Source organism: Nevskia soli DSM 19509, assembly GCF_000711955.1.
In the GTDB taxonomy this organism is placed as follows: Bacteria; Pseudomonadota; Gammaproteobacteria; order Nevskiales; family Nevskiaceae; genus Nevskia; species Nevskia soli.
Map to the genome: position 1 here is coordinate 189779 of NZ_JONR01000006.1, position 26558 is coordinate 216336.

The window sequence follows — 26558 nt, forward strand, 5'->3', positions numbered from 1 at the left end:
TCAGTTCAATCCGATTACGCGGCCACTTCGGCGATGCTGCCGCCGGCGGCGAGCACCGCTTCGCGCGCGCCCTTGGTCACGCCCAGGCCGCTCAGTTCCAGCTTGCGGGTGAGCTTGCCGGACTTGATCAGCTTGGCCTGCTTGGTATGCGCCGGAACCACGCCCGCGTTCTTCAGCACACCCAGATCGATGGCGGTTTCCTTCAGCTTTTCAAGGTCGGACAGACGCACTTCGGCGCTGAACTTGGCCATGGCGGAGTTGAAGCCGCGCTTCGGCAGGCGACGCTGGATCGGCATCTGGCCGCCCTCGAAGCCGATCTTGCCGCGGCCGCCCTTACGGGCGCGCTGGCCTTTGTGGCCACGGCCGGCGGTCTTGCCCATGCCGGAACCGATGCCGCGGCCGACGCGGACGCGGACCGTCTTGGAGCCGGCGGCCGGCTTGATGGTATTGAGCTTCATGTTCGTTAAACCTCTTCAACCTTCAGCATGAATCCGGCTTTGCGCACCATTCCCATGTTTTCCGGGGTGGCGGCAACCTGCACCGTCTGGTGCATGCGCGACAAGCCGAGGCCGCGCACGCAGGCGCGATGCATCTGCAAGCGGCCGAACGGGCTCTTGATCAGGGTGACCTTGATCTGTTTGGTATCGGTAGCGGTCATGGTCGTCTGCACCTTTAGCCGAGGATTTCTTCGACCGTCTTGCCGCGCTTGGCGGCAATATCGGACGGCATGTTCATGCGGCTCAGCGCATCCATGGTGGCGCGCACCACGTTCATCGAGTTGCGCGAACCGTAGGACTTGGCCAGCACGTTCTGCACGCCGGCGACTTCGAACACCGCGCGCATCGCGCCACCGGCAATGACGCCGGTACCGTCGGACGCCGGGCGCATGAACACGCGCGTCGCGCCGTGCTCGCCCCAGATCTCGTGTTGCAGGGTCAGACCCTTGAGCGGCACGCTGACCATGTTCTTGCGCGCCTTCTCCATCGCCTTCTGGATCGCGACCGGCACTTCACGCGCCTTGCCGTAACCGAAGCCGACGCGGCCGGCGCCATCGCCGACCACGGTCAGGGCGGTAAAGCCGAACTGACGTCCGCCCTTGACCACCTTGGCGACGCGGTTGACGGTAACCAGCTTCTCTTTGAGATCGCCGCCGGACTGGTCGTTGTCGTAACTGATATTGGGATTTGCCATGTCTTAGAACTCCAGCCCGCCTTCACGTGCGGCGTCGGCCAGCGCCTTGATGCGGCCGTGGTATTTGTAACCGGAACGATCGAACGCAACCTTGGTGATGCCGGCGGCCTTGGCGCGCTCGGCAATCAAGGCGCCAACCTTCTTGGCGGCGTCGACGTTACTGGTGCCTTTCAGATCGGCCACGACAACCTTTTCGATCGTCGAAGCTGCGGCCACGGTGTGGCCGGCGTCGCCGGCGATGATCTGGGCGTAGATGTGCTGCGCGGTGCGATGCACCGACAGACGATGGACGCCGAGTTCACGGATCTTGGCGCGGGTACGGCGCGCGCGGCGCAGACGGGTATCATTCTTCGCGGTCATGGCATTACTTCTTCTTGGCTTCCTTGAGGGAAACCTTTTCGTTGGAATAGCGAACGCCCTTGCCCTTGTAAGGCTCCGGCGGACGGTAGGCGCGGATCTTGGCGGCGGCAAGGCCGACCGCCTGCTTGTCCGCACCCTTGATGACGATTTCGGTCTGGCTCGGCGTTTCCACCGTGAGGCCTTCCGGAATGGCGTATTCCACCGGGTGGGAGAAGCCGAGCGACAGGTTCAGCTTACGGCCCTGCACCGCGGCGCGATAACCCACGCCGACCAGGGTCAGCTTCTCTTCGTAGCCCTTGGTGACGCCGCCGACCATATTGGCCAGCAGGGCGCGCACGGTACCGGACATCGCGGCGTTGATCTTGATCGATTCGGCGGTGACGTGGGCCTCGCCATCCTTGATCTCCAGTTCCACCAGCTTCGGCAGGGACAGGGACAGGCTGGTCTTGGCGCCCTTCACGGTGACAACGCCACCGGCGGCACTGATCTGGACACCGGCCGGAATCTTCACCGGCATTCTTGCGACTCGTGACATGGCGGTATCCTCAGGCGACCAGGCAGATGATTTCGCCGCCGTGACCGGCCGCGCGGGCCTGGCGGTCGCTGACCACGCCGGACGGGGTGGAGATGATGGCGATACCGAGACCGCCCAGGACCTTCGGCAGCTCGTCCTTGCCCTTGTAGATGCGCAAGGAAGGCTTGCTGACGCGGTCGATGCGGTCGATGACCGGCTTGCCGTCGAAATACTTCAGGGCGACGGTGATGAATTTCTTGTTGCCCTCGGCCTTGACCGAATAGTCGCCGATATAGCCTTCCTGCTTGAGGACGGCGGCGACAGCCTCGCGCTGCTTCGACGAGGGGGACGTGATTTGCTTCTTGCGAGCCTGCTGACCGTTACGGATACGGGTCAGAAAGTCGCCGATAGGATCGTTGATGCTCATACTTGCCTCAAATCTTCTTCGGTGGTCGACGCTACAGCTTTTGAATCTCTAGCCGCTGGCTTTACCAGCTGGCCTTCTTCAGACCGGGCACTTCACCGCGGGTCGCCGCTTCACGCAGCTTGGTGCGGGCCAGGCCGAACTTGCGGTACACACCGCGCGAACGGCCGGTGATGCTGCAACGGTTGCGCTGGCGGGTCGGGCTGGAATCACGCGGCAGCTTCTGCAGCTTGTCCACCGCGGCGGCGCGCTCTTCGTAGCTCGCCTCTTCATTGATGATCGTCGCCTTGAGTTCGGCGCGCTTCTTGGCGTACTTCTTCGCCAGAGCGCTGCGCTTCTTCTCGCGCATGATCATGTTGGTCTTGGCCATGGTCTGTTCGCCTTACTTGCGGAACGGGAAGCTGAAGGCGTCGAGCAGCGCGCGTCCTTCCTCATCCGTCTTCGCGGTGGTGGTGATGGTGATGTTCATGCCGCGGATCTGGTCGACCTTGTCGTAGTCGATTTCCGGGAAGATGATCTGCTCGGTGATGCCGAAGTTGTAGTTGCCCTGGCCGTCGAAGCCGCTGGCCTTGAGGCCGCGGAAGTCGCGGATGCGGGGCAGCGCGATCGACACCAGGCGCTCCAGGAACTCGTACATGCGCTCGGAACGCAGCGTCACCTTGACGCCGACCGGGAAGTTCTCGCGAACCTTGAAGCCGGCGATGGACAGACGCGACTTCGTCACCACCGGCTTCTGGCCGGCGAGCGCCGTCATGTCGGCAACGGCGTGCTCGATGACCTTGCGGTCGGAAGTCGCCTCGCCCACGCCCATGTTGAGCGTGATCTTGGTGATCTTCGGCACGGCCATCGCGTTACAGCCGAGCTTCTTCTGCAGCTCCGGCGCGACAGTCTTCTGATAATAGGTGTGCAGGTTGGCAGACATGACCATTACTCGCTTACGCGTCCACCATTTCCTGGTTGGACTTGAAAAAACGCACTTTCTTGCGGTTCTCGCCTTCGCCGACGAACTTGATGCCGACGCGGTCACCCTTGCCGGTGGCCGGGTTGAACAGCATCACGTTCGACGCGTCGATCGGCATTTCCTTCTCGACGATGCCGCCGGCGACGCCCGCATTGGGGTTGCCCTTCTGATGCTTCTTGGCGACATTGATGCCTTCGACGATCAGATGGCCATCGTCACGCACGGCGCTGACCTTGCCGCGACGACCCTTGTCCTTACCGGTGATGACGACGACTTCGTCGCCCTTCTTGATCTTGCGCATGAGCCTTCTACCTCAGAGCACTTCGGGAGCCAGCGAGATGATGCGCATGAAGCGTTCGCGCAGCTCGCGGGTGACCGGTCCGAAGATACGGGTGCCGACCGGCTCCAGCTTGGTGGTAATCAACACGGCCGCGTTGCTGTCGAAACGGATGGTGGATCCGTCCGGACGGCGCACGCCGTGCTTGGTGCGCACGACGACGGCATCGTGCACTTCGCCCTTCTTGACCTTGCCGCGCGGGATCGCGTCTTTCACCGTGACCTTGATGATGTCGCCGATGCCGGCGTAACGACGATGCGTGCTGCCCTTGACCTGGATCACCTGCACCAGCTTGGCGCCGCTGTTGTCGGCGGCCACCAGCATTGATTCCTGCTGAACCATGGTCTTAGGCTCCCTTGCCGGCGCCGGTGGCGCTTTCAATGATCTCGACCAGGCGGAAATGCTTGCTCGCCGACAGCGGACGGGTCTCGACGACGGCGACCAGGTCGCCCTCGTGGCACTCGTTCTTCTCGTCGTGGGCATGCAGCTTGGTGGTCTTGCGCAGCAGCTTGCCGTAAAGCGGGTGCTTCACGGTGCGCTCGACCGAGACGGTGATGGTCTTGTCCATCTTGTTGCTGACCACGCGGCCGACGATGCGGCGCTTGGCCTTGGTTTCAGTGCTTGCCTGTTCGCTCATGACGCCTTCCCGCTCTTGGCCTGTTGCTGCACGATGGTCTTGACCCGCGCGATCTTCTTGCGCACGTTGTGCACCAGATTCGACTGGGTCAGCTGGCCAACCGCCGCCTGCATGCGCAGGTTGAACTGCTCTTTGCGCAGCGCGGCCAGCTCGGTCTTCAATTCGGTCTCGGACTTGCCACGCAAGTCCTTGATGTAGTCTGCGGTCTTCATTACAGAATCGTCCGGAACACGAAGGTGGTCTTCACCGGCAGCTTGGCAGCGGCGAGCTTGAACGCTTCGCGTGCCTCGGCTTCGGTGATGCCTTCCATTTCATACAGCATCTTGCCGGGCTGGATCTTGGCGACCCAATACTCGACGTTACCCTTGCCCGAGCCCATACGCACTTCCAAAGGCTTCTTGGTCACCGGAACATCCGGGAAAATGCGGATCCAGAGCTTGCCGCCGCGCTTCACGTAACGCGTGATGACGCGACGAGCGGCCTCGATCTGGCGGGCAGTAATGGCGCCGCGCTCGGTCGACTTCAGGCCGAATTCGCCGAAGCTGACCTTGTTGCCGTTCTGCGCCAGGCCGCGGTTACGGCCTTTTTGCTGCTTTCTGTACTTGGTGCGCTTGGGCTGCATCATGGCAGCACACTCCTAAATTTCTGGGCGTAAATATTCGAAAAGTCCGGACCTTAAGCAGCCGCAGCCTCGGCGCCTTCGTCCTTCTTGCCGCCGTGGTGCTCAGCCTCGAACACCTCGCCGTTGAACACCCACACCTTGACGCCGATGACGCCGTAATTCGTCCGCGCTTCGGCGGTGGCGTAATCGACCATGGCGCGCAGGGTGTGCAGGGGCACGCGGCCTTCGCGGTACCACTCCGAGCGGGCGATTTCAGCACCGTTGAGACGGCCACCGACCTGGATCTTGATGCCGCCCGCGCCGAGGCGCATGGCGTTGGTCACGGCGCGCTTCATGGCGCGACGGAACATAATGCGGCGCTCGAGCTGCTGCGCGACGCTTTCGGCGATCAGCTTGGCGTCCAGCTCCGGCTTGCGGATTTCCTCGACGGAAATGTGCACGGAGTCGGGCTTGAGGCCCATGATCTTGGACACTTCCTGCCGCAGCTTCTCGATGTCCTCGCCCTTCTTGCCGATGACGATGCCGGGACGCGCGGTGTGGATGGTGACGCGCGCGGACTTGGCCGGGCGGTCGATCTGCACACGCGACACCGAGGCCTGCGCCAGCTTCTTCAGCAGGAACGCGCGGACCTGCATGTCCTTGGCGAGGTTATCGCCATAGGCGCCGCGCTCGGCGTACCAGTTCGACGTCCACTTGGTCGTGATGCCCAGGCGGAAGAGGTTCGGATTGACTTTATGACCCATGATTCTTCGCCCTTACGCTTTGCCGGCGACGGCACGGCCGTCGGAGACCTTGATCGTGATGTGGCTGGTGCGCTTGAGGATGCGGTCGGCGCGGCCTTTGGCGCGCGGACGGATGCGCTTCATCGTCGGACCTTCGTCGACGTAGATCGCGGCAACCTTCAGCTCATCGACATCGGCACCGTCGTTGTTCTCGGCGTTGGCGATGGCCGACTCGAGCACCTTGCGGATGATGCCGGCCGCGCGCTGGCGCGAGAACTTGAGGGTGTTGAGCGCTTCGCCCACCGGCTTGCCGCGCACCAGGTCGGCGAGCAGGCGGCCTTTCTGGGGCGAGAGGCGGACAAATTTGAGTACGGCTTGAGTCTGCATGGCACTCATTCCTTACGCGGCTTTCGCGGCGGGTGCGCCGGGCGCGGTCTTCTTGTCGCCGCCGTGGCCCTTGAAATTACGGGTCGGCGCGAACTCGCCCAACTTGTGGCTGACCATGTTCTCGGTGATGAACACCGGGATGTGCTGACGGCCGTTATGCACCTGCAGGGTCAGACCGACCATGTCGGGGGTGACCATCGAACGGCGCGACCAGGTCTTGATCGGCTTCTTGACGCGGCTCGCCTGCGCATCGGACACCTTCTTCGCCAGATGGTGATCGACAAACGGGCCTTTCTTGACTGAACGCGGCATGGCTCTATTCCAGGCTTACTTCTTGTGACGGCTGCGTACGATGAACTTATCCGTACGCTTGTTCTTGCGGGTCTTGAGACCCTTGGCCTTCTGGCCCCACGGCGACACCGGGTGCGGGTTGCCCTGACCGGACTTGCCCTCACCGCCGCCGTGCGGATGGTCCACCGGGTTCATGACGACGCCGCGCACGGTCGGGCGGATGCCCTTCCAGCGACGGGCGCCAGCCTTGCCCCAGTGGCGCAGGTTGTGCTCGTTGTTGCTGACTTCGCCCATCACCGCGCGGCACTCGCTGTGCACCTTGCGCATCTCGCCGGAACGCAGGCGGATGGTGGCGTACTCGCCTTCGCGGGCGACCAGCTGCACGGCGGCGCCGGCGGAGCGCGCCAGCTGGGCGCCCTTGCCATGACGCAGCTCGATGCAATGCACGGTCGAACCGATCGGGATGTTGCGCAGCGGCAGGGCATTGCCCGGCTTGATCGGCGCGTCGAAACCGGACTGCAGCACATCGCCTTCCACCACGCCGCGGGGGGCGATGATGTAGCGGCGCTCGCCGTCCTTGTACAGCAGCAGGGCGATGTGCGCGCTGCGGTTCGGATCGTATTCCAGGCGTTCAACCGTGGCCGGGATCGAGTCCTTGTCGCGCTTGAAGTCGATGATGCGGTACTGCTGCTTGTGACCACCGCCCTGGTGACGGGTGGTGATGCGGCCGTGGTTGTTGCGGCCGCCGGTCGAGCTCTTGCTCTCCAGCAGCGGGGCATGCGGACGGCCTTTATGCAGACCCTTGACCTTGACCGCCACCACATGGCGGCGTCCGGGCGAGGTCGGCTTCATCTTCTGTAAAGACATGGCTCTATCTACCGATTAATTGCTGGCGCCGGACAGGAAATCGATTTCCTGGCCCTCGGCGAGCGTGACGTAGGCCTTCTTCCAGTCGGAACGGACGCCGGAGAAGGCGCCGAAACGCTTGGACTTGCCCTTGACGTTGAGGGTACGGACGCCCTCGACCTTGACGTTGAACAGCTTTTCCACGGCCTGCTTGATCTCGGGCTTGCGCGCATCGCGCAGCACCTTGAACACGGCCTGGTTGGCCTTCTCAGCGGCGCGGGTGCTCTTCTCGGAGACGACCGGGGCCAGGATGATCTTGTGCAGGCGCTCGCCCGCAATGCTGATTTTGCTCATGACAGCCAGGCCTCCAGCTTCTTCACCGCCGGCGCCGTCAGCAGCACCTTCTTGAACGACAACAGCGCCACCGGATTGATCGCTTCGACATCGATCACGTCGACGGTGTGCAGGTTGCGGGCGGACAGGTACAGATTCTTGTCCAGGGTGTCGGTGATGATCAGGATGTCGCTGGCCTCAATCTTGTTGAGCTTTTCCAGCAGACTCTGCGTCTTCGCCGCTTCCACGGTGAAGCTGTCGGCGATCAGCAGCTGACCCTGGCGGTTCAGTTCGGAGATGATCGAGCGCAGCGCGCCGCGATACATCTTCTTGTTCACTTTCTGGCTGTGGTCGCGCGGCACGGCGGCATGCGCCTTGCCACCACCACGCCACAACGGGCTGCGGATGGAGCCGACGCGCGCACGGCCGGTACCCTTCTGCTTCCACGGCTTCTTGCCGCCGCCGCGGACTTCACCCTTGGTCTTCTGCTTGGCGGTGCCGGAGCGGCCGCCAGCCAGATACGCCGTCACCACCTGGTGAACCAGGGGCTCGTTGAAGTCGACGCCGAACACGGCATCGGCCACGTCCAGTTTGTCTTTGCTCTGATGGAGTTGCAGTTCCATGGCCTAATTTCTCACTTCACCGTCGGACGCACGACAACGTCGGCGCCCTTGTGGCCGGGCACTGCGCCCTTGACCAGCAGGAGATTGCGCTCGAGGTCGATCTTCACGACGTCGAGATTGAGTGCGGTAATGTTGCGGTCACCCATGTGGCCGGCCATTTTCATGCCCTTCCACACCTTGCCCGGGCTCTGGCGCTGGCCGATGGAGCCGGGCCGGCGGTGAGACAGGGAGTTACCGTGACTGGCGCGACCGCCGCCGAAGTTCCAGCGCTTCTGCCAGCCGGCGAAACCCTTGCCCAGGCTGATGCCGCTGACGTCGACCGCCTTGATGCCTTCGAGCACGGAGACCTTGATCTCGGCGCCGGGGGCGAAGTCGGTGCCCTCGCCGTCCTGCAGGCGGAACTCCCACAGGCCGTCGCCGGCGGCTACGCCGGCCTTCTTGTAATGGCCGGTGAGCGCCTTGTTGACGCGGCTGGGTTTTTTCTCGCCCATGGTGACCTGCACGGCGCGATAGCCGTCGGTTTCCACAGTCTTGACTTGGGTGATGCGATTGGGGCTGCACTCGATCACGGTGACGGGGATGGACTCGCCGCCTTCCGTGAACACGCGGGTCATGCCCGCTTTACGCCCTACGATGCCGATGGTCATGATGTGATCTCCTTCGGCTCTTAGTTGACGCGGATCTGGACTTCGACGCCGGCCGGGAGATCGAGCTTGGACAGGGCGTCCACGGTCTTCTCGGTCGGATCGATGATCTGCATCAGGCGCTTGTGGGTGCGGATTTCGTACTGGTCGCGCGCGTCCTTGTCGGCGTGCGGCGACACCAGGACGGTGTAGCGCTCCTTGCGGGTCGGCAGCGGGATGGGCCCGCGCACGACGGCGCCGGTACGCTTGGCAGTCTCCACGATCTCGCGGGCTGATTTGTCAATCAGGCGATGATCGAAGGCTTTGAGCCGAATGCGAATCGATTGGCTGGTAGCGGCCATGCTCTCACTCAAGTCTTAAAGAACGGTTCCCGGGCAACAGAAAGTGGACCGGGGATGAAACAGAAGGGCGCGAATTATAGCCGTGCCCCGCGGGGACTGCAATACCCTGCGGCGCGAATGTTCGCGTCGCAGGGGCGCAGTTGAATCTGAACTTCGTCTTTTACTTCAGGATCTTGGTGACGACGCCAGCGCCGACGGTACGACCGCCCTCGCGGATGGCGAAACGCACCTGCTCTTCCATCGCGATCGGCACGATCAGTTCGACCTTGACCTTGATGTTGTCGCCCGGCATCACCATTTCGGTGCCTTCCGGCAGTTCCACCGAGCCCGTCACGTCCGTCGTGCGGAAGTAGAACTGCGGACGGTAGCCCTTGAAGAACGGGGTGTGGCGGCCGCCTTCTTCCTTGGTCAGGACGTAGACTTCGCCTTCGAAGTTGGTATGCGGGGTGATGGAACCCGGCTTGCACAATACCTGGCCGCGCTCGATGTCTTCGCGCTTGGTGCCGCGCAGCAGCAGGCCGACGTTGTCGCCCGCACGGCCTTCGTCGAGGAGCTTACGGAACATTTCGACGCCGGTGATGATGGTCTTGACGGTGTCCTTCAGGCCCACGATCTCGACTTCTTCGCCAACCTTGACGATGCCGCGCTCGATGCGGCCGGTGGCCACGGTGCCGCGACCGGAAATGGAGAAGACGTCTTCGACCGGCAGGAGGAAGGGCTTGTCGATTTCGCGCTGGGGCTCGGGGATGTAGGTGTCGAGAGCGTCGTACAGGTCTTCGATCTTCTGCACCCACTCGGCTTCGCCGGCGATGGCCTTGGTGGCCGAGCCGCGGATGATGGGGGTGTCGTCGCCCGGGAAGTTGTACTTGTTGAGCAGGTCGCGGACTTCCATTTCAACCAGGTCGAGCAGTTCGGCGTCTTCCACCAGGTCGCACTTGTTGAGCCAGACGACGATGCGGGGGACGTTGACCTGCTTGGCCAGCAGGACGTGTTCGCGGGTCTGCGGCATGGGGCCGTCGGTGGCGGACACGACCAGGATGGCGCCGTCCATCTGGGCGGCTCCGGTGATCATGTTCTTGACGTAGTCGGCGTGCCCGGGGCAGTCGACGTGGGCGTAGTGGCGCGCCTTGGTCGAGTATTCGACGTGGCTGGTGGCGATGGTCAGGATCTTGGTGCTGTCGCGGCGACCCTGGCTCTCGGAGGCCTTCGCCACCTGGTCGTACGGCACGTACGTCGCCCAGCCCTTGTCCGCCGACACCTTGGTCAGCGCAGCCGTCGTGGTCGTCTTGCCGTGGTCCACGTGGCCAATCGTGCCTACGTTGACGTGCGGCTTTACTCGCGCAAATTTCTCTTTGGCCATCGCTGATCTCCGTGCCTTCTATGAACCAACCGAACACAAATACTTGGGACTGTTGCCGCCAAATACAATCAAAAAAACAACAAAAACAGCACCGCCGACGGGCAGTGCCTGGAAAAAATCTGGTGCCCACCACAGGAATCGAACTTGTGTCGGCTCACGCCGACGTAAGGCGACCCGTTATTCGCCGAGGTCGCAGGTTCGATTCTCGAACTCAGCCCTCCTCAAACCGCGCGACACCACCGTACCGCTTCAAAATATGGTGCCCACCACAGGAATCGAACCTGCGACCTCACCCTTACCAAGGGTGTGCTCTACCGACTGAGCTAGGTGGGCGAAAACCGAAAACTGCCGACTGCTTGCCAACAACCTCTACCGCGGGGACAACCTTCCATCTGGTCCATAAACTGGAGCGGGTGATGGGAATCGAACCCACGCTATCAGCTTGGAAGGCTGAAGTTCTACCATTGAACTACACCCGCCTGCTTCAACCGCTTTGCAGCCTTTACCACGATCCTCAGTGGTGGAGGGGGTAGGATTCGAACCTACGTAGGCGTTAGCCAGCAGATTTACAGTCTGCCCTCGTTGGCCGCTTGAGTACCCCTCCCGAGAATGTTTGTTCGCGTGAGCTGAGCCACATATTGTTTTGGACGGGGGCTGCGCTGTCAAGCAAAACCGGCGCCGGGCGGGCCGATATCGCCAGAAAATTTCGGCCGGAGCACGCCCGGACCCGGCTCATTCATTCAGCGCAATGACGCTTCAACAAAATGCAATAAGCTTGCAATATCTTTATCGATCATCAACCAGAATAAACAACATGCTCGCCCAGGGAAAACGTTTCGGTCTGATGCTGTGCACGGCGCTGCTGGCCGCCTCGATCACCAGCTGCGGCAGCAGCAGCGACAGCGGCTCCAACGGCCTGCCCGCCTCCTCCCGCATCGGCCACGTCTTCGTGCTGATCCTGGAAAACGAGGACTACGACAATTCCTTCGGCGCCAGCTCGCCGGCGCCCTACCTCGCGCAAACCCTGCCCGCCAAGGGCGCCCTGGCGCAGAACTACTACGGCATCGGCCACAACAGCCTGGACAACTACATCTCCATGATCAGCGGGCAAGGCCCCAACCTGGTTACCCAGCTCGACTGCCAGACCTACAGCGACTTCACCGGCACCACCCTGGGCGCCAACGGCCAGGCGATCGGCCAGGGCTGCATCTACCCGACCAGCGTCGCCAGCCTGCCGGACCAGCTGAGCAAGGCCGGCCTGAGCTGGAAGGGCTACATGGAGGACATGGGCGCCGATCCTACGCGGGAAGCCGCCACCTGCGGCCACCCGAAAATCGGCTCCAAGGACGGCACCCAGGCCGCCAGCGCCACCGACCAATACGCCACCCGCCACAACCCCTTCATGTACTTCCACAGCGTCATCGACGACCAGGCCAGCTGCGACAGCCACGTCGTCAACCTGGACAAGCTGCCGGCCGACCTCGGCAGCGTCGACAGCACCGCCAACTACACCTTCATCACCCCCAGCCTGTGCCACGACGGCCACGATTCGCCCTGCGCCAACGGCGAACCCGGCGGCCTGACCTCGATCAACACCTTCCTGCAGCAATGGGTGCCGCAGATCCTGGCCTCGCCCGCCTTCCAGAAGGACGGCCTGCTGATCATCACCTTCGACGAATCCAACGGCGTGACTTCGGACTCCTCCGCCTGCTGCGGCGAGGGCCCGGGCCCCAACACCCTGCTGCCCGGCCTGCTCGGCCCCGGCGGCGGCAAGGTCGGCGCGGTCTTGCTGTCGCCCTTCATCAAGGCCGGCACCGTCACCGCCACCGCCTACAACCACTACTCGATGCTGCGCAGCGTGCAGGACATCTTCGGCCTGGCCTACCTGGGCTATGCCGGCGCCAGCGGCCAAGCCGGCTTCGGCAGCGACGTCTACACCCAGGTGATGCCCGAGTTTCCGGCGAAGCAATAAACTCGCGGGATGCCAATCCCGCGCCCTCGCCCGCGCCGATCCCCGCGCTCCTCCGCGGCGCTTCCGCGGCGTGCGCCGCGGCTGTGGCCGGCATTGCTCCTCGCCGTCGCGTCGCCGCTGGCTCCGGCGCAGACACCGCCCGCATCACCGGCCGGCGCCGCCGCTTACGACCCCTTCTCGGCCGCCGCGGCCGAGAAGCTGATCGGCAACGTCGAAGCCGGCGTACCGCCGCAGTGCTACACCCGCACCGGCGCGAATTCCAATCCCTGCTGGACCTGCCACACCAGCCGCAACGGCCGTAACCAGACCGACGACTGGCGCCTGCAGCAGCGCTACGACTTCAGTGACCTGGGCCGCACCAACCACTGGACCAACCTGTTCCAGGACCGCCGCGCCGCCATCGCCGGCATCGGCGACGCCGAGGCCCTCGCCTACATCCGCCAGGACAACTACGCCGCCCTGCGCCCCGCCCTGCTGGCGCAAGCCGGCTACCAGGGCTGGGTGCCGGACCTCGACTACCGCCAGGGCTTCGACGCGGAAGGTTTCGCCCGCGACGGCTCCGACTGGCGCGCCTTCCGCTACAAACCCTTCCCCGGCACCTTCTGGCCCACCAACGGCTCCACCGACGACGTGCTGATCCGCCTGCCCGCGCGCTTCCGCACCGACGCCGCCGGCCATCCCTCCCGCGCCGTCTACAAGGCCAATCTCGCCATCCTCGAAGCCGCCATGGCCGTGCCGGATACCGTGCCCGACGCCAGGCTGAGCCGCGGCATCGAGCCCATCGACGAAGCCGCCGCCGGCATCGACCTCGACGGCGACGGCCGCATCGGCGGCAGCGTGAGCCGCATCCGCGGCCTCCCCGCCCACTACGCCGGCGGCGGCGCCGGCGAGGCCGTGCTGCGCTACGACTACCCCCAAGGCACCGAATTCCTGCATACCGTGCGTTACATCGATCCCGACGCGCCGGAACTGATGTCCGCCCGCTTCAAGGAAGTGCGCTACGCCATCAAGCGCTTCCGGCTCAACGAACAGACGCGGCAGTGGCGCTACGACGAGGAAGCGCAGGAACGCGACATCGGCGGCCTGCCCCACTACAGCGGCACCTCCTACAGCGGCCAGACCAATGCCTTCGGCTGGCGCCTGCAGGGCTACATCGAGGACGCCGCCGGCCGCCTGCGCCTGCAGAGCCGCGAAGAGCAGATCTACTGCATGGGCTGCCACACCGGCATCGGCGTCACCGTCGACCAGACCTTCAGCCTGCCGCGCAAGGTGCCCGGCGCCGCCGGCTGGGGACCGCAGAGCCTGGCCGGCATCCAGGACGTGCCGCAGGCCGGCTCGAAGGAGCCGGAAATCCTGCGCTACCTGCGCCGCGTCGGCGGCGGCGACGAATTCCGCGCCAACGCCGAAATGCTCGAACGCTACTTCCCGCGCGGCAAACTCGACACCGCCAAAGTGCGCCGCGCCGCCCCCGGCGGCAAGGGCGACATCCGCGACCTCATCACCCCCTCGCGCAGCCGCGCCCTGCAACTGGACAAGGCCTACATGCTGATCGTGCGCGAACAAAGCTTCATCCATGGCCGCGACGCCCTGCTCGCCCCCGCCGCCAATGTGCACGCGCAACTCGACAACACCGATACCGCACTGAAAGCCAGCGATCGAGTCTATCGCGATGGCAAGTTATGGCTCGATTGGGATGCCTTGCGAACCAACACTCAACGCGCAGGGCACTGAACGCCGGCAACCCCCGCTCGCCCACGGCAGACGCGATTCACTCACTGCGCACCGCTACACATTTGATCCGCTCCCGCTCCTGGAGATGGCACACCGTAATCATCCCCACCCACAGCAGCAGCCAGCTGAACCCATGGCAGGCTTCGATCAGGATCCAGGGAACGCCTGCCAGGAGGTAAATGCGCCGGGGCAGGTCGGCCATCAACAGCAGCGCCAGCCAGCCTGCGATGCGCGGTAGTCGGTTCCTTGTGCCCTGGTTCCAGCATAGCCACAGAGCCGGAATGATCCCCAGGACCTGATAATGGGACCACACCAGCGGCGACAACGCGAATGACACCACCACGCCGAATGCGATGCACAAATAGGGGTCGACCAAGCCGTTCCTGATCACGGCCAGGTAATCCCTTCCGGCCTTGGATGTCGTCGCGCAAACCGAGACGATCGGCCATAGCAAGGACACCAGAAGAAAGGTACCGACCAACGCCATTGCGGCAGCGATGGAAATGCCGAGTCGGCTGGAGAGTAGGCCGACGCCCGAGTAATTGCCGTCGCCCCCGGCATAAGCCAGCCGGTCCACCGAAGAGAATGTTCCGCTCCACCAATCCGCCCAAACGGACGCGGAATTGAACAGCATGCAGGGCAAGGCGTACAGCAAAGCGCATACCGCCCCCGCCGTGACGGCGATGATGGTGCGGACGCGCCGCTCAGTCTTCCGGTAGAGACACAGTCCAGCCAGTGCCGTCGCGGCGGCAATACTCGGCTTGACCAGTGTCAGCAGAACCAGCACGACAGTGACCAGCAAAGCCTGAGCCAAACCGATGCGAACATTGCTGGCGCCGCCTTGCTCCAGCAGACCGGCCACCAGCACCAAACCGAGCAGTTGGAAAGAGCTTAGGTTGCCCACCGCCATATCGAGCAACAGAGGATCAAAAGCGGCCGCGAGCGCCACGGCAAAGGTCAGGGCCGAGACCGGGCCGGATGTGAGCCGCCGGACAAGGAGGAACGCAGCCAGCGCGAAGGCGACAAACTGCGCCGTGCGGAAGCTCCACAACGCCACCGTGTATTTCTGCGGAAGCATTCCGAGAAGGTAGTAGAGCAACGGTGATCCGGTCAGATCCGGCTGCTCCCGCTTGCCCACCGCAGCAACGAGTTCCGCATCCCCTTCAACCGCGGCCAGCTTCAGCAACTGTTGCTGATATCCGGCAGGATTTCGATAAGGGCTCCCCAGACGAAAGCCACTGCTCTGCTGACTCTTGGCGATGCCCCAGAACTGGTAGAAATCGACGCCCAGCTGATTAGGCAGATCACTCCAGAAACGGAACGATGCTGTCGCCATCAGAATCATGACGATGATGATTGCGAGGACCAGCCCCTGCGAACGGAAGCGTTGAAAATCGATCATTGCATATTCTATTCACCCCACTGCGGGAAATGCCCGCTTCCGTGACGGCAATGCGGCCGCACCTATCGGGACGGACGGCTGTGGCTCGACTGGGACGCGCAGCAAAAAGCCCGGCCATAAAGCCGCTTGCGCCAGACGGCAAAAAATACCAAAGCGCTGATAAGCCCGTAAAACCCGAGCCGGAGCAGGCCGTCGGCGAAGCTTAGCCATTCGTACAGAGTAGGAACACCGGAGACGTAGAACTCGACCTGGCGGCCAAACCAGTTGCCGCCCGATGAAGTCATCCCCTGCTGCGAGGGCCACGACAGAATTGCCAATGGCATGGCAGCGACGAAAAAACCGGTCAGCCCCGCTGCAAGAAACGTAGGTTGACCAAGACGAAGCAGCAGCAGGAAAGAAGGCACACCGAGCAGGATGACGAAGACGCTCGCCACTACCAGCACGCAGGCCAGCAGCGCCAGCACCTCTTGCCACGACACTTCCGTGCCGCTGAGCACCACCGGCAGCAGGGGCCAGATACAGAAGACGATGGGCTGGACAGCAACGGCCGCAAGGGCGGCATGAACCAGGGCCCGCACCGGAAAGCCGCTCACAGTACAGACCTCCAGGCATAACCCGGCGCCGCTTCATCAAGCCGCCGCGCCAATGTTTCCAGGTGACAGGTCGGCACCCGCGGAAACAGGTGATGCTCCAGGTGAAAGAACATGCCGTAGGCCAGCCAGCTCTGCCAGCGGCTACGCAGGCTGCGCGCGATCGGGGCGCCGTCTTCGCAGCCGTGGTGCACCGTCCACACCGCGAAGAACGCCGTGAGGCACTCGCCGATGGTCATGGCGATGACGTGGTAGCGCAGCGCCGCGACGTCCCAGACCCCGAACACCAACGCCACCCATACTGCATTGGCCAGCAGTTCCGCCACGATCCAGCGCTTCTCGGCCGGGCTTCCCACCTGAAGCGCCTTGCCATGCAATCGCAGCGGAAACCACGGCCCGATCAGGATCGCTTGCCAGCCGCTGAGCCGCACGCTCATGGCTTCCACGTCCTCTTCGGTCATGCAGTAACGGTGATGCCGCAGATGGTTCACCTTCACCGCATGCATCGAACACTGCATCACCACGCTCATCACGAACATCACCCACTCCGTGGCGGGACGCGACAGGCCAACGGCGTAGTGATAGGCGTTGTGCACCAGCCGCAGGCCGGTGAGGAACAGCATGAAGGAGCAAACCCAGGCCAAGGGCCACGCGCCCCAGCCAGCCGCGGCCAGCGAGGCCGCGAGCCAGGGCAGCGGCAACGCCAGTTCCTTCAACACCTCGGCGCGCGACACCTTCACCAGATCGCGCCATTCGACTTTTCCCGCAATGGTTTCAGCTTGCATGGCCTGCCTCCCGCTACTGTGGTCGGTATTCGGTCCTGTAATGGCGGCGGCAATCAGTTGAGGGGCGGCACCGCTGATGCAGCGGGCGTCGACCGCCACTGCGGCTGGAGAAAGCCCCAGATGGTCCGACCGACGATGGCCAGGGAGATGAACTGTCCGATCAGCACCAGCAGCAAGGCGCGGCGCAACACCGCGAAGCCGCTGCCTTGATCGACGCCGAACAGCATCATCAGGATCACCGGCGCGATCAGCATCATCATGTCGAGCAGGCGCACCCAGAATTCAGCGCGCTGCGGCTGCCGGTCGCAAATCTCCAGCAGCATGCTGCGCAGGATGCCGCGCAGATAGGCGATCACGCCCAGGCTGATGGCCGCGGCCAACCCGACTTCACTCAGAAACAGCAGTTCTTCGTTCATCGCACACCTCCTTGACATGGACTTCAAATGAACTTCTTTACAGTTATTTCTGTTAATACAGAAATATATAGACAAAAAAATACCTCACCCAGGCTTCGGCTTGCTCATCATCGCGCCCTGCATCTGCTGCGCCATCTTCATCAGCTGCAACAGCGCCTGCGGCGGAATCTGCTTCACCTGCTCATAACCCTCCAGCATCACATCGAGGAAATCGAGCATGGCGCGCACCTTGTCCTTCGCAGGATCGCCGCTGGCCTCGGCCTCCTTGGCACACTCGCGCATCACGCTCACGGTGGGGTCGATCTCGCGCTTGCGGCGGCCTTCGAGAATCAGCAGGAAAATCTCCCACACGTCCTGGATGCCGATGAAATGATCACGGCGGTCGCCCATGGTGTGGACGATTTTTACCAGCCCCCAGCCCTGCAGTTCCTTCAGGCTGTTGCTGACGTTTGAGCGCGCCACGCTGAGCGTCTCGGCGATCTCCTCGGCATTGAGCGGCCGGTCGGCCAGGTACAACAGCGCATGGATCTGCCCCTGGGTGCGGTTGACGCCCCAGCGGGCGCCCATCTCACCCCAGTGCAGCACGAACTTCTCGCTGGCAGGACTCAGTTTCATAAGACTCGATATTTCTGTCTGTACAGAAATTACAGATATTCGCCGGGATTTGCAAGCCCACTCAAATCCGGCGCTTGGCCCTTGCGGTGGGCGGCGCCGTGAGCGGATCGTCCGGCCAGGGATGGCGGGGATAACGCCCCTTCAGCTCCTTCTTCACCTCGGCGTAGGTGCGCGCCCAGAAGCCGGCCAGGTCCTGCGTCACCTGGATCGGCCGGCGGCCGGGTGAGAGCAGGTGCAGCGAGACGCGGTTGCGGCCCTCGTTCACCGTCGGCGTCTGGGTCAGGCCGAACAGTTCCTGCAGCTTCACCGCCAGCACCGGCGGCGCGCCGTCCGTCTGGTACTCGATGGCGACGTGCGAACCGCTCGGCACCTCCAGGCGGGTCGGCGCCAGGCGCGCGAGTTGCTGCTGCCGGGCGTAGTCCAACAGCGCATTGAGGATCGACACCAGGTCCAGCTTCGCCAGGTGATCGCGGCGCGTCACGCCGTCCAGGTAGGCCGGCAGCCATTGCTCCAGCGTGGCCTCGAGGGCAGCATCGGAAACATCCGGCCAGCCGTCCTGAGGCCGCCAGGCCCGCAGGCTGGACACGCGCGCCTGCCACTGCCGCGCATCCTCTGACCACGGCAATGCGCCGATGCCCAGGCTGCGCACACCTTCCAGCATGGCTGCGCGCACCGCCTCGCCCGCCCCTTCGCGCAGCGGCTTGCGCTCCAGCACGATGGCGCCGAGCCGGCGTTGCCGCTCGGCCACCACGGTTTCGCTCTGCGCATCCCAGCGGACTTCGTTGTGGGCGACGATGCGCGGCTGCAGGTCGCGCTGCACCTCGGCCTCGCTGAGCGAGGCGGCAAGGCGGATGCGGCGCGGCACGCCCGGGTCCCAGTGCGCCACCGCCAGCCACTCGGCCTGGGCCAGCGCATCGTGCTGCGGCAAGCGCGCCTCGCCGCCGTCGGCGCAGAGGAAGATGGCATCGCGTCCGCCGCGCAACGCCGGGTTCTGCTCGGCGCGGCGGCGGGCGATGCGCTCGGGAAAAGCCAGCGCCACCAATCGGCCCACCGCGGCGTCCGCGCTTTCGGCCCGCTCTTCCTCGACCCCCGCGATGCGCAGGAACTGCCGCACCGCCTCGCGCACGCGCCGCTGCGCGCCGGGTTCGGCACGGCCGCCATGGAACATCTTCACCGCCTGCTCCAGGTCGGTGCTGGTTTCACGCTCGTCCAGCACCGCCGCCAGCCAGGCGGCGGACCCGGCAAGCCGCAGAGTCTTCGCCGCCAGCAGCATGTGGCCGAGGCGCGGTGCAGTGGGCAGGCGACCCAGTTCGCGGCCATGTGCGCTGATGCGGCCATCGCCATCAACGGCGCCCAGCGCCAGCAACAGCTCGCGGGCATAGCTCCACGACGAGGCCGCCGGTGGATCGAGCAGCGCCAGTTGGGTGACGTCCGCACCCCAGGCCGCCACTTCCAGCGCGAACCGCGATAGGTCGGCGGCGAGGATTTCCGGCGTATCGTGCGCCGGCATCTGCGCCTGCTGATCGCGGCTCCACAGGCGATAGGCCACGCCGGGGCCGAGACGGCCGGCACGGCCGGCGCGCTGGTCCGCGCTGGCGCGGGAGATGCGCTGCGTCTCCAGGCGGTTGGCGCCGGCGCCGAGATCGAAGCGCGCCACGCGCACATAGCCGCCATCCACCACTGTGCGCACGCCTTCCACGGTGAGGCTGGTCTGCGCGATGTTGGTGGCGAGGATGATCTTGCGGCGGCCGTCTGTGGACGGTTGCAGGGCCGCATCCTGCTCGGCGCTGGAAAGATCCCCGAACAGCGGGAACAAATGCACCTTCCCCGCCAGCCGCGATTCCAGCGCGCGTTGCGCCCCGCGAATCTCTCGCCCGCCGGGCAGGAAGGCGAGGATGTCGCCCTCGGTTTCGGACAGGGCCCGGATCGAGGCGTCCGCTATCGCCACGTCGAGATCGGTGCCTGCACGCGGCGGCGCATAGCGCACATCGACCGGAAATAATTTTCCGCCGCTCTCGATGATCTGCGCACCTGAGACATCCCTGTCACTGGATCCCCGCCAATCCCTGGCGGGGATGACGCTGTGGCCGCTGGCGCGGGTCAATAATTCCGATACGCGCTGCGTATCCAACGTGGCCGACATCACCAGCAGGCGCAGCCCGGGGTTGAGATTGGCCCGTGCGTCGAGGGTCAGCGCCAGGGCCAGGTCAGCGTCCAGGCTGCGCTCATGGAATTCGTCGAAGATCACCAGGCCCACACCGGGCAGCTCCGGGTCCGCCTGCAGGCGCCGCGTCAGCAGGCCCTCGGTGATCACCTCGATGCGGGTGGCGGCCGATACCTTCTTCTCGAAGCGGATCTGGTAGCCGACGGTCTCGCCGACCTTCTCGCCCAACAGCCAGGCCATGCGCGCCGCGCTGGCGCGGGCGGCAATCCGCCGCGGCTCCAGCATCAGGATCCGTTTGCCGGCCAGCCAGGGCTCGTCCAGCAGGGCCAGCGGCACCAGGGTGGTCTTGCCCGAGCCGGGCGGCGCGGCCAGCACCGCCTGGCCGGAAGCGGCCAGGGCGGCGCGCAAAGCCGGCAGGGCCTCCGCGACGGGCAGGTCGGGTAAAGAGGGTTTCACGGTCTTTTTTTCAAACCTGGCATTGCCGTCCCTGGCGAGACGGCATCGAGGTTTCCCACCCTCCGCCCGGCCATCCTTGGCCGGGCCTCCGATCCAACAGACGATGACGTCTAGTCATCGTCTAAGCGTTGGCTCTCAGCCATTCAACCCGCTGCCGCAGCTTCTGCCGCCAGGCTTCGGTCAATCCGGGCGTATCGGCAATGCGCTGCAAATCTTCCAGTGCGGGCCGCCGTGTCCGCGAAGCCTCCCAGAACTGCGCCAGCGATACCGCATCCTCGTTGCGCTCCAGCAGGGTGAATGCATCGCCGGCCTGCGCCTCGCCCGGCGCCAGCACGCGGTAATACCAGCCGGAGATGCCTTGCTCCGCGACATAGGCGCTGATGCCCTCGCGGCCGAACTTGCTGTCGATCTTCCAGCACGGCGTGCGCGGCTGGCTGACCTGGATGCGGGCGCTGCCGCAGGCGTAAACATCGCCAAGGCAGATCGAGGCTTCGTCGTAGCCCTCGGTGGAGATGTTTTCGCCGATGGCGCCGGCCACGAACTGCTCCGCCAGCTCGGGAAACTGCCGCGCCAGCCGCCGGTGGTTCTCCAGCGGATAGTGGTGCAGCGCCTTCTCGGTGCCGCCGTGGTGGCGGCGGTCGGCCTGCACGTCGACCTCCATGCCGTCCCAGGCGATGCGCACCCGCTCCATCACCGGCTGCTTGAAGATGGCGGTAGGCCGGCCGTCGCCCGGCATCGGACGAATCCGCCCGGCATAAAGGCCCAGGATCGAAACACTTGGAGAGGAAGCCCGGGGTGAACTCTTCATGCGGGTATTATGTCTGCTCAGGGTCCACACCGACCAATATCGACACCTATATGCAGAGACGCGAAGTCCTACAGTCCGCCGTGGCTTTCGCCGCCCTCGGTCTTACCGCGCCGTCTCTCCTGCTCAGCCTCCCCGCCGAAGCGGACCTGCGCAAGCTGGGTCAGCCGCAGCCGTTCGACTACGCCTGGCTCAAAGGCCAGGCGCGCGCGCTGGGCAAGCAGCCGTTCCAGCCCAGGGCCGGGCAGGTGCCGGACAAGCTGGGGCAGATGACCTGGGATCAATGGCAGGCGATCCAGTTCAAGGACGAACATTCACTGTGGCGTGAGCAGGGCCTGCACGCGCAGGTGCGCTTCTTCCACCTCGGCTGGCACATGGTCACGCCGGTGCTGATCCACGAAGTGGTCGACGGCCGCGCGCAGGAACTGGCCTACGACCCGGCCATGTTCGACTATGGCAAGAGCGGCATCCGCGGCGGCACGCTGCCGCCCGACCTGGGCTTCGCCGGCTTCCGCGTGCTGTTCCATACCGACTGGGTGCGCGACGTCGCCGCCTTCCAGGGCGCCAGCTATTTCCGCGCGGTGGACGGCGACATGCAATACGGCCAGTCGGCGCGCGGCCTGGCGGTGGACTCCGGCCTCGACCCGGAGGAATTCCCCACCTTCACCAGCTGGTGGCTGGAACGGCCGGCACCGGGTTCGGACAGCTTCTACGTCTACGGCCTGCTCGACTCGAAAAGCGTCACCGGCGCCTACCGCTTCCTGGTATCGCTGGGCGACACCCTGGTGATGGACGTCGATGCCGCCCTGTATCCGCGCCGGACCATCGAGCGCGTCGGCATCGCGCCGCTGACCAGCATGTACCAGTTCGGCGAAAACGATAAACGCCGCGGCGACGACTGGCGCCCGGAGATCCACGATGCCGACGGCCTGCAGCTATGGACCGGCAGCGGCGAATGGATCTGGCGCCCCCTGGTCAATCCGACCGGTGTGCACACCAATTCCTTCTACGATGAAAACCCGCGCGGCTTCGGCCTGCTGCAACGCGACCGCAACTTCGACCACTACCAGGACGACGGCGTGTTCTACGACAAGCGCCCGAGCCTGTGGGTGGAGCCCCGCGTCGGTCCCGGCGGCGCCGGCTGGGGCAAGGGCGCGGTGATGCTGGTGGAGTTGCCCACCGACGACGAGACCAACGACAACGTCGTCGCCTTCTGGAATCCGGTGGAAAAGCCGCAGGCCGGGCAGGAGCTGCTGTTCGGCTACAAACTGCACTGGTGCCGCACCCCGCCGGTGACCCCGCATCTGGCCACGGTACGGGCCACCCGCGACGGCATCGGCGGCGTCATCGGCCAGGCGCGCAGCTACTTCTCCCGGCGCTTCGCCGTGGATTTCGCCGGCGGCAACCTGGCCATGCTCGGCCCCAACACCAAGGTCGAGGCGGTGATCGAAGCCTCGCGCGGCACGGTGGAAATCACCTCGGCAAGGCCGCTGGCCTCGATCAAGGGCTGGCGCGCGATGTTCGACATCCGCCCCACGGACGACAGCCTCGACCCGATCAACCTGCGCATGTACCTGAAGAGCGACGGGCAGCCGCTGAGCGAAACCTGGATCTACCAGTGGACGCCGCCGGCGCCGGGCGACCGGAAGTTCTGAAGCTCAGGTAGCCCGGGAAGCGCGTAGCGCTACCCGGGGTCGGCGCAAAGGTGCATTCCCGGGTAGCGCTGCGCGCTTCCCGGGCTACCTTCAAGCCTTCAACACCCCTGCCAGCTTCGTCGCGTTCTTGCAGGCGAAGCCATAGATCGACAGCTGCGGATTGGCGCCGATGCTGGTCGGGAAAATCGAGCCGTCGATGATCGACAGGTTGTCGGCGTGGCGGAAGCGCGCATCGCTGTCCACCACCGTCAGCTTCTCGTCCTCGCCCATGGCGCAACCACCCATCAGGTGTGCGGTGAAGACCGGCACGCGCTGCTTGCGGTATTGCAAGCCGCCGATCGCCGTCCTGGTCTGCTCCCAGCTCTCGTAAGGCCGTGAATCCAGGTGCAGGGGCATCACCTGCTTCGCCCCGGCGGCGAACTGCAGTTCCGCCATGCTCAGGTAGGCGCGGCGGAAGCCGTCCCACATGTAGTCGCTGAAGTCGTAGTGCAGCACCGGGGCGCCGCTGTCGTCGATTTCGACGCTGCCGCCGGGGCTCTGTTCATCGAAGCCGTCGCGCAGCAGGGCCAGCATCGACTGCATGTTCGGCAGCTGCGCCATGCCGGTCTTCAACTCCTCGCCGTAGCGGCCGAAGATCACGCTGCCGAGCAGCGGCTGCATCGGCGCCACTTCGATCTTGTAACCGGCCGGCCCGGTGGCGCCGTGCTTCCACTGGTATTCGTCGGAATACACCGACTGCGGCGCGCCGTAATAGCCTTCCACCTTCTCCGGCATCATCGCCAGCGACAGGTTCACCGGGTGGATGCAGGTGCGCTTGCCGATGCGCTGGTGCGGATCGGGGGCGTTGGAGCGCAGCAGCAGCGCCGGGTTGTTGATGGCGCCGCCGGCCAGCACGTAGTGCCGCGCCTTCACCGTGATGTTCACGCCGCTGCGCTTGACGCCATCCGGGCCCAGCGCTTCGGCGCTGAGGCCGCTGACCTTGCCGCCGCTGAACTGCAGCTTGCGCACCGAGACGTGGTGCACCAGCTGCGCGCCGTTCTTCAGCGCGGACGGAATGGTGGTGACCAGCATCGACTGCTTGGCGTTGGTCGGGCAGCCGAGGCCGCAGTAGCCCAGGTTCCAGCAGCCGCGCACATTGCGCGGGATGACATGGGCGGCCCAGCCGAGCTTGTCCGCACCGCGCTTGAGCGCATCGTTGTTGGCGTTCGGCGGCACCGCCCAGGGCGAGATGCCGAGCCGCTCTTCCATCTGCGCGAACCACGGCGCCATGTCCGCCTCGCCGCCGCCCTTGAGGGCGAAGGTGTCGGCCCAGTATTGCAGCGTCTGCGGCGGGGTGCGGAAGCTGGAGGTCCAGTTCACCGTGGTCGTGCCGCCGACCGAACGCCCCTGCAGGATGGCGACGGCGCCGTCCGAGGTGGCGCGACCCGCACCCTCCTGGTACAACTCGCCGTAGGCGCGGGCATCGTTCATGTCCTTGAAGTTTGCCGCGGTCTGCAGCGGCCCCTCTTCCAGGATCAGCACTTTCAGCCCGGCGGCGCTGAGGATTTCAGCGGCGGTGCCGCCGCCTGCGCCGCTGCCGATGATGGCGACATCGGCCTCATAGGTCTGGTCCTGCTTCAGGGTCGAGGCGTCGACGACCTTCCAGCCGTCGGCAATGCCCTTGGTGTAGATATCGTCAATGGCCATGGGGGTTGTTAGCTGTTGAACACCTGATAGGGACCCGGCGGCGGACCGGGATAGTTGGCCGCTGCCCAGCCGGCCGGCGTGCCGTAGAACGAGCCGGCCACCAGTTTGATCAGCGCGCGATAGCCGGTATTGAGCACGGCGAAGGAACTGCCGCGCCAGCGTTCGAGGAAGGCCTGCACCTGCGCCGGAGTGGATTCTTCCCAGGGACCGATGCCGGCCATCAGGCGGCGCGTCAGGCGCATGTTGAGCAGGTCGAACAGCTGCGCCAGGGCCTTCTGCGAAGGCAGGCCGAGGCGATAGCCGCTCAGGTCGATGCGGTGCAGCAGATCGTCCAGCAGGCGGTCACGCTCCATGCCAGCGGCGGGCAGCAGCGAGCCGAGCACGCCCGGCAGCAGGGCGCGCAGGAACGGCAGGTCGGCATCGCGCAGGAACTTGTAGCCGGCGGCGGTGGCCTCGGTGCGCCCGGTGCAGCCGCTCAGGGTCGCCGTGGCGCCGGCCGCGCCAAGCAGCAACGAGCCGAACAGGCCCGTTTGCAGCAGCGTACGGCGGGTAGCGTCGACCGTCTCCGGCCCTGCTCCGGCCTCGGAGCTCGGAAGATTCCGCATCTGTTCTCCCCGGTTGCGGGATAATGTAATCCGGCGCAGGTGTTCTGCCGGTCGCGGATGATAATCAGGCTCGTCGCCAAAAGCGATTGCCCGGAAAGCCCGCTTACCGGCGCGCCGGCCATACAACCCAAGTGAAGGACCAGCGATGAACCGCGTGCTCGAGGACCTCGTCAACCTGCTCGACCTCGAAGCCCTGGAAGACAATATGTTCCGCGGCCAGTCGCGCGATCTCGGCGGCAAGAGCGTGTTCGGCGGCCAGGTCATCGGCCAGGCCCTGGTGGCAGCCGGTCGCACCGTGGCAGGCTCGGTGGTGCATTCCCTGCATGCCTACTTCCTGCGCCCCGGCGACATGGCCCTGCCGATCGTCTATGAAGTGGATCGGGTGCGCGACGGCCGCAGTTTCACCGCGCGCCGGGTGCAGGCGATCCAGCACGGCCAGCCGATCCTGTCGATGATCGCCTCGTTCCACCGGCCGGAGGAGGGCGTCGAGCACCAGATGCCGATGCCGCAGGTACCGCCGCCCGAATCGCTGCGCCCGCAGCGCGAGCTGGCAGAGGAATGGATCCTGGCGCGACCGGATATCCATCCGCGCGCCAAAGACGCGATGCTGCGCACCCTGGCCATCGAGTTCCGCCCGGTGACGCCGTGGAATCCCCTGCAGCCGGAAGTCGGCGGCCTGACGCAGAACCTGTGGTTCCGCGCCGCCGGCCAGTTGCCGGACGACCCCATGCTGCACCGCTGCGTACTGGCCTATGCCTCGGACTTCAACCTGCTGTCCACCGCGCTGCGGCCGCACGCCATGTCCTTTCTCGATCCCGCCAACGCCGTCGCCAGCATCGACCACGCCCTCTGGTTCCATCGCGACGTGCGTGCCGACGACTGGTTGCTCTACGCCATGGACTCGCCCTCGGCGCAGGGCTCCCGCGGCCTGTCGCGCGGCCTGATCTACGACCGCGGCGGCCGCCTGGTGGCCAGCGTGGTGCAGGAAAACCTGATGCGGCGGATGCAGCCCGGCGGCTGAGGCCGCCGGTCCCGGTCTTTGGCCGGACGCAGCCTGACATTGTCTCCGCGGCAAATGCCAGC

General features: G+C 65.0%; 35 protein-coding genes and 3 tRNA genes. 4 read left to right on the plus strand and 34 right to left on the minus strand.

Translation table 11 applies throughout. From position 1 onward, the window contains the following. Positions 1–14: 14 nt before the first annotated feature. The 25 genes from rplO to BP26_RS0103035 form a co-directional block, all read right to left on the minus strand. Positions 15–458, minus strand: coding sequence for a 50S ribosomal protein L15 (rplO, locus tag BP26_RS0102915; protein ID WP_029919082.1), 444 nt, complete (start codon positions 456–458; stop codon positions 15–17). 5 nt (positions 459–463) lie between these two features. Next, complete coding sequence (rpmD, locus tag BP26_RS0102920; protein ID WP_029919083.1) at positions 464–658, minus strand: 50S ribosomal protein L30; 195 nt, start codon at positions 656–658, stop codon at positions 464–466. Positions 659–672: 14 nt separating this feature from the next. Then, a complete protein-coding gene (rpsE, locus tag BP26_RS0102925; protein ID WP_029919084.1) occupies positions 673–1191 on the minus strand; it encodes a 30S ribosomal protein S5 in 519 nt (172 codons plus the stop codon). Positions 1192–1194: 3 nt separating this feature from the next. After that, the gene (gene rplR, locus BP26_RS0102930; RefSeq protein ID WP_029919085.1) at positions 1195–1551 is read right to left on the minus strand and encodes a 50S ribosomal protein L18; all 357 of its coding nucleotides are present in this window, start codon (positions 1549–1551) and stop codon (positions 1195–1197) included. Positions 1552–1555: 4 nt separating this feature from the next. After that, positions 1556–2086, minus strand: coding sequence for a 50S ribosomal protein L6 (rplF, locus tag BP26_RS0102935; protein ID WP_029919086.1), 531 nt, complete (start codon positions 2084–2086; stop codon positions 1556–1558). Positions 2087–2096: 10 nt separating this feature from the next. Then, positions 2097–2492, minus strand: coding sequence for a 30S ribosomal protein S8 (gene rpsH, locus BP26_RS0102940; protein WP_029919087.1), 396 nt, complete (start codon positions 2490–2492; stop codon positions 2097–2099). Between the two features lie 61 nt (positions 2493–2553). Then, positions 2554–2859, minus strand: a complete 306-nt coding sequence (rpsN, locus tag BP26_RS0102945; RefSeq protein ID WP_029919088.1) for a 30S ribosomal protein S14 — start codon at positions 2857–2859, stop codon at positions 2554–2556. A 12-nt stretch (positions 2860–2871) separates the two neighbouring features. Further along, a complete protein-coding gene (gene rplE, locus BP26_RS0102950; protein ID WP_029919089.1) occupies positions 2872–3411 on the minus strand; it encodes a 50S ribosomal protein L5 in 540 nt (179 codons plus the stop codon). A 13-nt stretch (positions 3412–3424) separates the two neighbouring features. Then, a complete protein-coding gene (rplX, locus tag BP26_RS0102955; protein ID WP_029919090.1) occupies positions 3425–3751 on the minus strand; it encodes a 50S ribosomal protein L24 in 327 nt (108 codons plus the stop codon). Positions 3752–3763: 12 nt separating this feature from the next. Further along, a complete protein-coding gene (gene rplN / locus BP26_RS0102960; protein ID WP_029919091.1) occupies positions 3764–4129 on the minus strand; it encodes a 50S ribosomal protein L14 in 366 nt (121 codons plus the stop codon). A 4-nt stretch (positions 4130–4133) separates the two neighbouring features. Further along, positions 4134–4424, minus strand: a complete 291-nt coding sequence (gene rpsQ / locus BP26_RS0102965) for a 30S ribosomal protein S17 (protein WP_029919092.1) — start codon at positions 4422–4424, stop codon at positions 4134–4136. Further along, on the minus strand, positions 4421–4636 hold the full coding sequence (rpmC, locus tag BP26_RS0102970) for a 50S ribosomal protein L29 (protein ID WP_029919093.1): 216 nt from the start codon (positions 4634–4636) through the stop codon (positions 4421–4423). Before rpmC ends, rpsQ begins: the two co-directional genes overlap by 4 nt. Continuing rightward, positions 4636–5049, minus strand: coding sequence for a 50S ribosomal protein L16 (gene rplP / locus BP26_RS0102975; protein WP_029919094.1), 414 nt, complete (start codon positions 5047–5049; stop codon positions 4636–4638). Before rplP ends, rpmC begins: the two co-directional genes overlap by 1 nt. A gap of 50 nt (positions 5050–5099) precedes the next feature. Further along, complete coding sequence (gene rpsC, locus BP26_RS0102980; protein ID WP_029919095.1) at positions 5100–5789, minus strand: 30S ribosomal protein S3; 690 nt, start codon at positions 5787–5789, stop codon at positions 5100–5102. 12 nt (positions 5790–5801) lie between these two features. Then, the gene (rplV, locus tag BP26_RS0102985) at positions 5802–6155 is read right to left on the minus strand and encodes a 50S ribosomal protein L22 (RefSeq protein ID WP_029919096.1); all 354 of its coding nucleotides are present in this window, start codon (positions 6153–6155) and stop codon (positions 5802–5804) included. 12 nt (positions 6156–6167) lie between these two features. Then, the gene (gene rpsS, locus BP26_RS0102990; protein WP_029919097.1) at positions 6168–6467 is read right to left on the minus strand and encodes a 30S ribosomal protein S19; all 300 of its coding nucleotides are present in this window, start codon (positions 6465–6467) and stop codon (positions 6168–6170) included. Between the two features lie 15 nt (positions 6468–6482). Further along, positions 6483–7313: a 50S ribosomal protein L2 gene (gene rplB, locus BP26_RS0102995; RefSeq protein ID WP_029919098.1), complete on the minus strand. Its 831-nt coding sequence runs from the start codon at positions 7311–7313 to the stop codon at positions 6483–6485. A 15-nt stretch (positions 7314–7328) separates the two neighbouring features. Beyond that, on the minus strand, positions 7329–7646 hold the full coding sequence (rplW, locus tag BP26_RS0103000; RefSeq protein ID WP_029919099.1) for a 50S ribosomal protein L23: 318 nt from the start codon (positions 7644–7646) through the stop codon (positions 7329–7331). Further along, positions 7643–8248, minus strand: coding sequence for a 50S ribosomal protein L4 (gene rplD, locus BP26_RS0103005; protein ID WP_029919100.1), 606 nt, complete (start codon positions 8246–8248; stop codon positions 7643–7645). The genes rplW and rplD overlap by 4 nt, the downstream gene beginning before the upstream one ends. Before the next feature lie 11 nt (positions 8249–8259). Next, positions 8260–8895, minus strand: coding sequence for a 50S ribosomal protein L3 (rplC, locus tag BP26_RS0103010; protein WP_029919101.1), 636 nt, complete (start codon positions 8893–8895; stop codon positions 8260–8262). Positions 8896–8915: 20 nt separating this feature from the next. Then, positions 8916–9233: a 30S ribosomal protein S10 gene (gene rpsJ, locus BP26_RS0103015; RefSeq protein WP_029919102.1), complete on the minus strand. Its 318-nt coding sequence runs from the start codon at positions 9231–9233 to the stop codon at positions 8916–8918. Between the two features lie 160 nt (positions 9234–9393). Further along, positions 9394–10593 (minus strand): elongation factor Tu, encoded by a 1200-nt coding sequence (gene tuf / locus BP26_RS0103020; protein ID WP_029919103.1) that lies wholly within the window; start codon positions 10591–10593, stop codon positions 9394–9396. A gap of 257 nt (positions 10594–10850) precedes the next feature. Continuing rightward, positions 10851–10926, minus strand: a tRNA-Thr gene (locus tag BP26_RS0103025). Positions 10927–10998: 72 nt separating this feature from the next. Beyond that, a tRNA-Gly gene (locus tag BP26_RS0103030) sits at positions 10999–11072 on the minus strand. A gap of 39 nt (positions 11073–11111) precedes the next feature. Next, a tRNA-Tyr gene (locus BP26_RS0103035) sits at positions 11112–11197 on the minus strand. 210 nt (positions 11198–11407) lie between these two features. On the opposite strand from BP26_RS0103035, the gene BP26_RS0103040 reads away from it, so the two are divergent. Both BP26_RS0103040 and BP26_RS0103045 read left to right on the plus strand, forming a co-directional pair. Then, on the plus strand, positions 11408–12565 hold the full coding sequence (locus BP26_RS0103040; RefSeq protein WP_084182750.1) for an alkaline phosphatase family protein: 1158 nt from the start codon (positions 11408–11410) through the stop codon (positions 12563–12565). Positions 12566–12658: 93 nt separating this feature from the next. Beyond that, positions 12659–14296 (plus strand): Aq_1262 family (lipo)protein, encoded by a 1638-nt coding sequence (locus BP26_RS0103045; protein ID WP_084182751.1) that lies wholly within the window; start codon positions 12659–12661, stop codon positions 14294–14296. Between the two features lie 37 nt (positions 14297–14333). On the opposite strand, the gene BP26_RS0103050 is transcribed toward BP26_RS0103045, so the two are convergent. The 7 genes from BP26_RS0103050 to BP26_RS0103080 form a co-directional block, all read right to left on the minus strand. Continuing rightward, a complete protein-coding gene (locus BP26_RS0103050) occupies positions 14334–15698 on the minus strand; it encodes a glycosyltransferase 87 family protein (protein ID WP_029919106.1) in 1365 nt (454 codons plus the stop codon). A 62-nt stretch (positions 15699–15760) separates the two neighbouring features. Next, entirely contained in the window at positions 15761–16291 is a 531-nt protein-coding gene (locus BP26_RS0103055; RefSeq protein WP_029919107.1) for a hypothetical protein, read from the minus strand. Further along, positions 16288–17073, minus strand: coding sequence for a fatty acid desaturase family protein (locus tag BP26_RS0103060; RefSeq protein ID WP_029919108.1), 786 nt, complete (start codon positions 17071–17073; stop codon positions 16288–16290). The genes BP26_RS0103055 and BP26_RS0103060 overlap by 4 nt, the downstream gene beginning before the upstream one ends. 53 nt (positions 17074–17126) lie before the next feature. Further along, positions 17127–17489: a hypothetical protein gene (locus tag BP26_RS0103065; RefSeq protein WP_029919109.1), complete on the minus strand. Its 363-nt coding sequence runs from the start codon at positions 17487–17489 to the stop codon at positions 17127–17129. Positions 17490–17573: 84 nt separating this feature from the next. Continuing rightward, positions 17574–18104, minus strand: coding sequence for a GbsR/MarR family transcriptional regulator (locus BP26_RS0103070; RefSeq protein WP_029919110.1), 531 nt, complete (start codon positions 18102–18104; stop codon positions 17574–17576). A gap of 61 nt (positions 18105–18165) precedes the next feature. Beyond that, positions 18166–20724: an ATP-dependent helicase HrpB gene (hrpB, locus tag BP26_RS0103075; protein ID WP_157572331.1), complete on the minus strand. Its 2559-nt coding sequence runs from the start codon at positions 20722–20724 to the stop codon at positions 18166–18168. Between the two features lie 121 nt (positions 20725–20845). Then, positions 20846–21532: an MOSC domain-containing protein gene (locus BP26_RS0103080; protein WP_029919112.1), complete on the minus strand. Its 687-nt coding sequence runs from the start codon at positions 21530–21532 to the stop codon at positions 20846–20848. A gap of 50 nt (positions 21533–21582) precedes the next feature. Between BP26_RS0103080 and BP26_RS0103085 the strand changes: the two genes are divergently transcribed. Next, entirely contained in the window at positions 21583–23184 is a 1602-nt protein-coding gene (locus BP26_RS0103085) for an OpgD/OpgG family glucan biosynthesis protein (protein ID WP_029919113.1), read from the plus strand. Between the two features lie 90 nt (positions 23185–23274). Here BP26_RS0103085 and BP26_RS0103090 read toward each other — a convergent pair whose 3' ends face one another. After that, positions 23275–24870, minus strand: a complete 1596-nt coding sequence (locus BP26_RS0103090) for a GMC family oxidoreductase (protein ID WP_029919114.1) — start codon at positions 24868–24870, stop codon at positions 23275–23277. Positions 24871–24878: 8 nt separating this feature from the next. After that, complete coding sequence (locus BP26_RS0103095) at positions 24879–25475, minus strand: hypothetical protein (protein ID WP_036515984.1); 597 nt, start codon at positions 25473–25475, stop codon at positions 24879–24881. Positions 25476–25620: 145 nt separating this feature from the next. On the opposite strand from BP26_RS0103095, the gene BP26_RS0103100 reads away from it, so the two are divergent. Next, positions 25621–26496 carry an acyl-CoA thioesterase gene (locus BP26_RS0103100; RefSeq protein ID WP_029919116.1) on the plus strand — a complete coding sequence of 292 codons (876 nt, stop codon included), beginning with the start codon at positions 25621–25623 and terminating at the stop codon, positions 26494–26496. Positions 26497–26558: the final 62 nt, after the last annotated feature.

Excerpts from the sequence above, each read along its gene's own strand:
- rplO (WP_029919082.1), bottom strand. The coding sequence starts at position 458 with ATGAAGCTCAATACCATCAAGCCGGCCGCCGGCTCCAAGACGGTCCGC.
- rpmD (WP_029919083.1), bottom strand. The coding sequence starts at position 658 with ATGACCGCTACCGATACCAAACAGATCAAGGTCACCCTGATCAAGAGC.
- rpsE (WP_029919084.1), bottom strand. The coding sequence starts at position 1,191 with ATGGCAAATCCCAATATCAGTTACGACAACGACCAGTCCGGCGGCGAT.
- rplR (WP_029919085.1), bottom strand. The coding sequence starts at position 1,551 with ATGACCGCGAAGAATGATACCCGTCTGCGCCGCGCGCGCCGTACCCGC.
- rplF (WP_029919086.1), bottom strand. The coding sequence starts at position 2,086 with ATGTCACGAGTCGCAAGAATGCCGGTGAAGATTCCGGCCGGTGTCCAG.
- rpsH (WP_029919087.1), bottom strand. The coding sequence starts at position 2,492 with ATGAGCATCAACGATCCTATCGGCGACTTTCTGACCCGTATCCGTAAC.
- rpsN (WP_029919088.1), bottom strand. The coding sequence starts at position 2,859 with ATGGCCAAGACCAACATGATCATGCGCGAGAAGAAGCGCAGCGCTCTG.
- rplE (WP_029919089.1), bottom strand. The coding sequence starts at position 3,411 with ATGTCTGCCAACCTGCACACCTATTATCAGAAGACTGTCGCGCCGGAG.
- rplX (WP_029919090.1), bottom strand. The coding sequence starts at position 3,751 with ATGCGCAAGATCAAGAAGGGCGACGAAGTCGTCGTCATCACCGGTAAG.
- rplN (WP_029919091.1), bottom strand. The coding sequence starts at position 4,129 with ATGGTTCAGCAGGAATCAATGCTGGTGGCCGCCGACAACAGCGGCGCC.
- rpsQ (WP_029919092.1), bottom strand. The coding sequence starts at position 4,424 with ATGAGCGAACAGGCAAGCACTGAAACCAAGGCCAAGCGCCGCATCGTC.
- rpmC (WP_029919093.1), bottom strand. The coding sequence starts at position 4,636 with ATGAAGACCGCAGACTACATCAAGGACTTGCGTGGCAAGTCCGAGACC.
- rplP (WP_029919094.1), bottom strand. The coding sequence starts at position 5,049 with ATGATGCAGCCCAAGCGCACCAAGTACAGAAAGCAGCAAAAAGGCCGT.
- rpsC (WP_029919095.1), bottom strand. The coding sequence starts at position 5,789 with ATGGGTCATAAAGTCAATCCGAACCTCTTCCGCCTGGGCATCACGACC.
- rplV (WP_029919096.1), bottom strand. The coding sequence starts at position 6,155 with ATGCAGACTCAAGCCGTACTCAAATTTGTCCGCCTCTCGCCCCAGAAA.
- rpsS (WP_029919097.1), bottom strand. The coding sequence starts at position 6,467 with ATGCCGCGTTCAGTCAAGAAAGGCCCGTTTGTCGATCACCATCTGGCG.
- rplB (WP_029919098.1), bottom strand. The coding sequence starts at position 7,313 with ATGTCTTTACAGAAGATGAAGCCGACCTCGCCCGGACGCCGCCATGTG.
- rplW (WP_029919099.1), bottom strand. The coding sequence starts at position 7,646 with ATGAGCAAAATCAGCATTGCGGGCGAGCGCCTGCACAAGATCATCCTG.
- rplD (WP_029919100.1), bottom strand. The coding sequence starts at position 8,248 with ATGGAACTGCAACTCCATCAGAGCAAAGACAAACTGGACGTGGCCGAT.
- rplC (WP_029919101.1), bottom strand. The coding sequence starts at position 8,895 with ATGACCATCGGCATCGTAGGGCGTAAAGCGGGCATGACCCGCGTGTTC.
- rpsJ (WP_029919102.1), bottom strand. The coding sequence starts at position 9,233 with ATGGCCGCTACCAGCCAATCGATTCGCATTCGGCTCAAAGCCTTCGAT.
- tuf (WP_029919103.1), bottom strand. The coding sequence starts at position 10,593 with ATGGCCAAAGAGAAATTTGCGCGAGTAAAGCCGCACGTCAACGTAGGC.
- BP26_RS0103040 (WP_084182750.1), top strand. The coding sequence starts at position 11,408 with ATGCTCGCCCAGGGAAAACGTTTCGGTCTGATGCTGTGCACGGCGCTG.
- BP26_RS0103050 (WP_029919106.1), bottom strand. The coding sequence starts at position 15,698 with ATGATCGATTTTCAACGCTTCCGTTCGCAGGGGCTGGTCCTCGCAATC.
- BP26_RS0103060 (WP_029919108.1), bottom strand. The coding sequence starts at position 17,073 with ATGCAAGCTGAAACCATTGCGGGAAAAGTCGAATGGCGCGATCTGGTG.
- BP26_RS0103065 (WP_029919109.1), bottom strand. The coding sequence starts at position 17,489 with ATGAACGAAGAACTGCTGTTTCTGAGTGAAGTCGGGTTGGCCGCGGCC.
- BP26_RS0103070 (WP_029919110.1), bottom strand. The coding sequence starts at position 18,104 with ATGAAACTGAGTCCTGCCAGCGAGAAGTTCGTGCTGCACTGGGGTGAG.
- BP26_RS0103080 (WP_029919112.1), bottom strand. The coding sequence starts at position 21,532 with ATGAAGAGTTCACCCCGGGCTTCCTCTCCAAGTGTTTCGATCCTGGGC.
- BP26_RS0103085 (WP_029919113.1), top strand. The coding sequence starts at position 21,583 with ATGCAGAGACGCGAAGTCCTACAGTCCGCCGTGGCTTTCGCCGCCCTC.
- BP26_RS0103090 (WP_029919114.1), bottom strand. The coding sequence starts at position 24,870 with ATGGCCATTGACGATATCTACACCAAGGGCATTGCCGACGGCTGGAAG.
- BP26_RS0103095 (WP_036515984.1), bottom strand. The coding sequence starts at position 25,475 with ATGCGGAATCTTCCGAGCTCCGAGGCCGGAGCAGGGCCGGAGACGGTC.
- BP26_RS0103100 (WP_029919116.1), top strand. The coding sequence starts at position 25,621 with ATGAACCGCGTGCTCGAGGACCTCGTCAACCTGCTCGACCTCGAAGCC.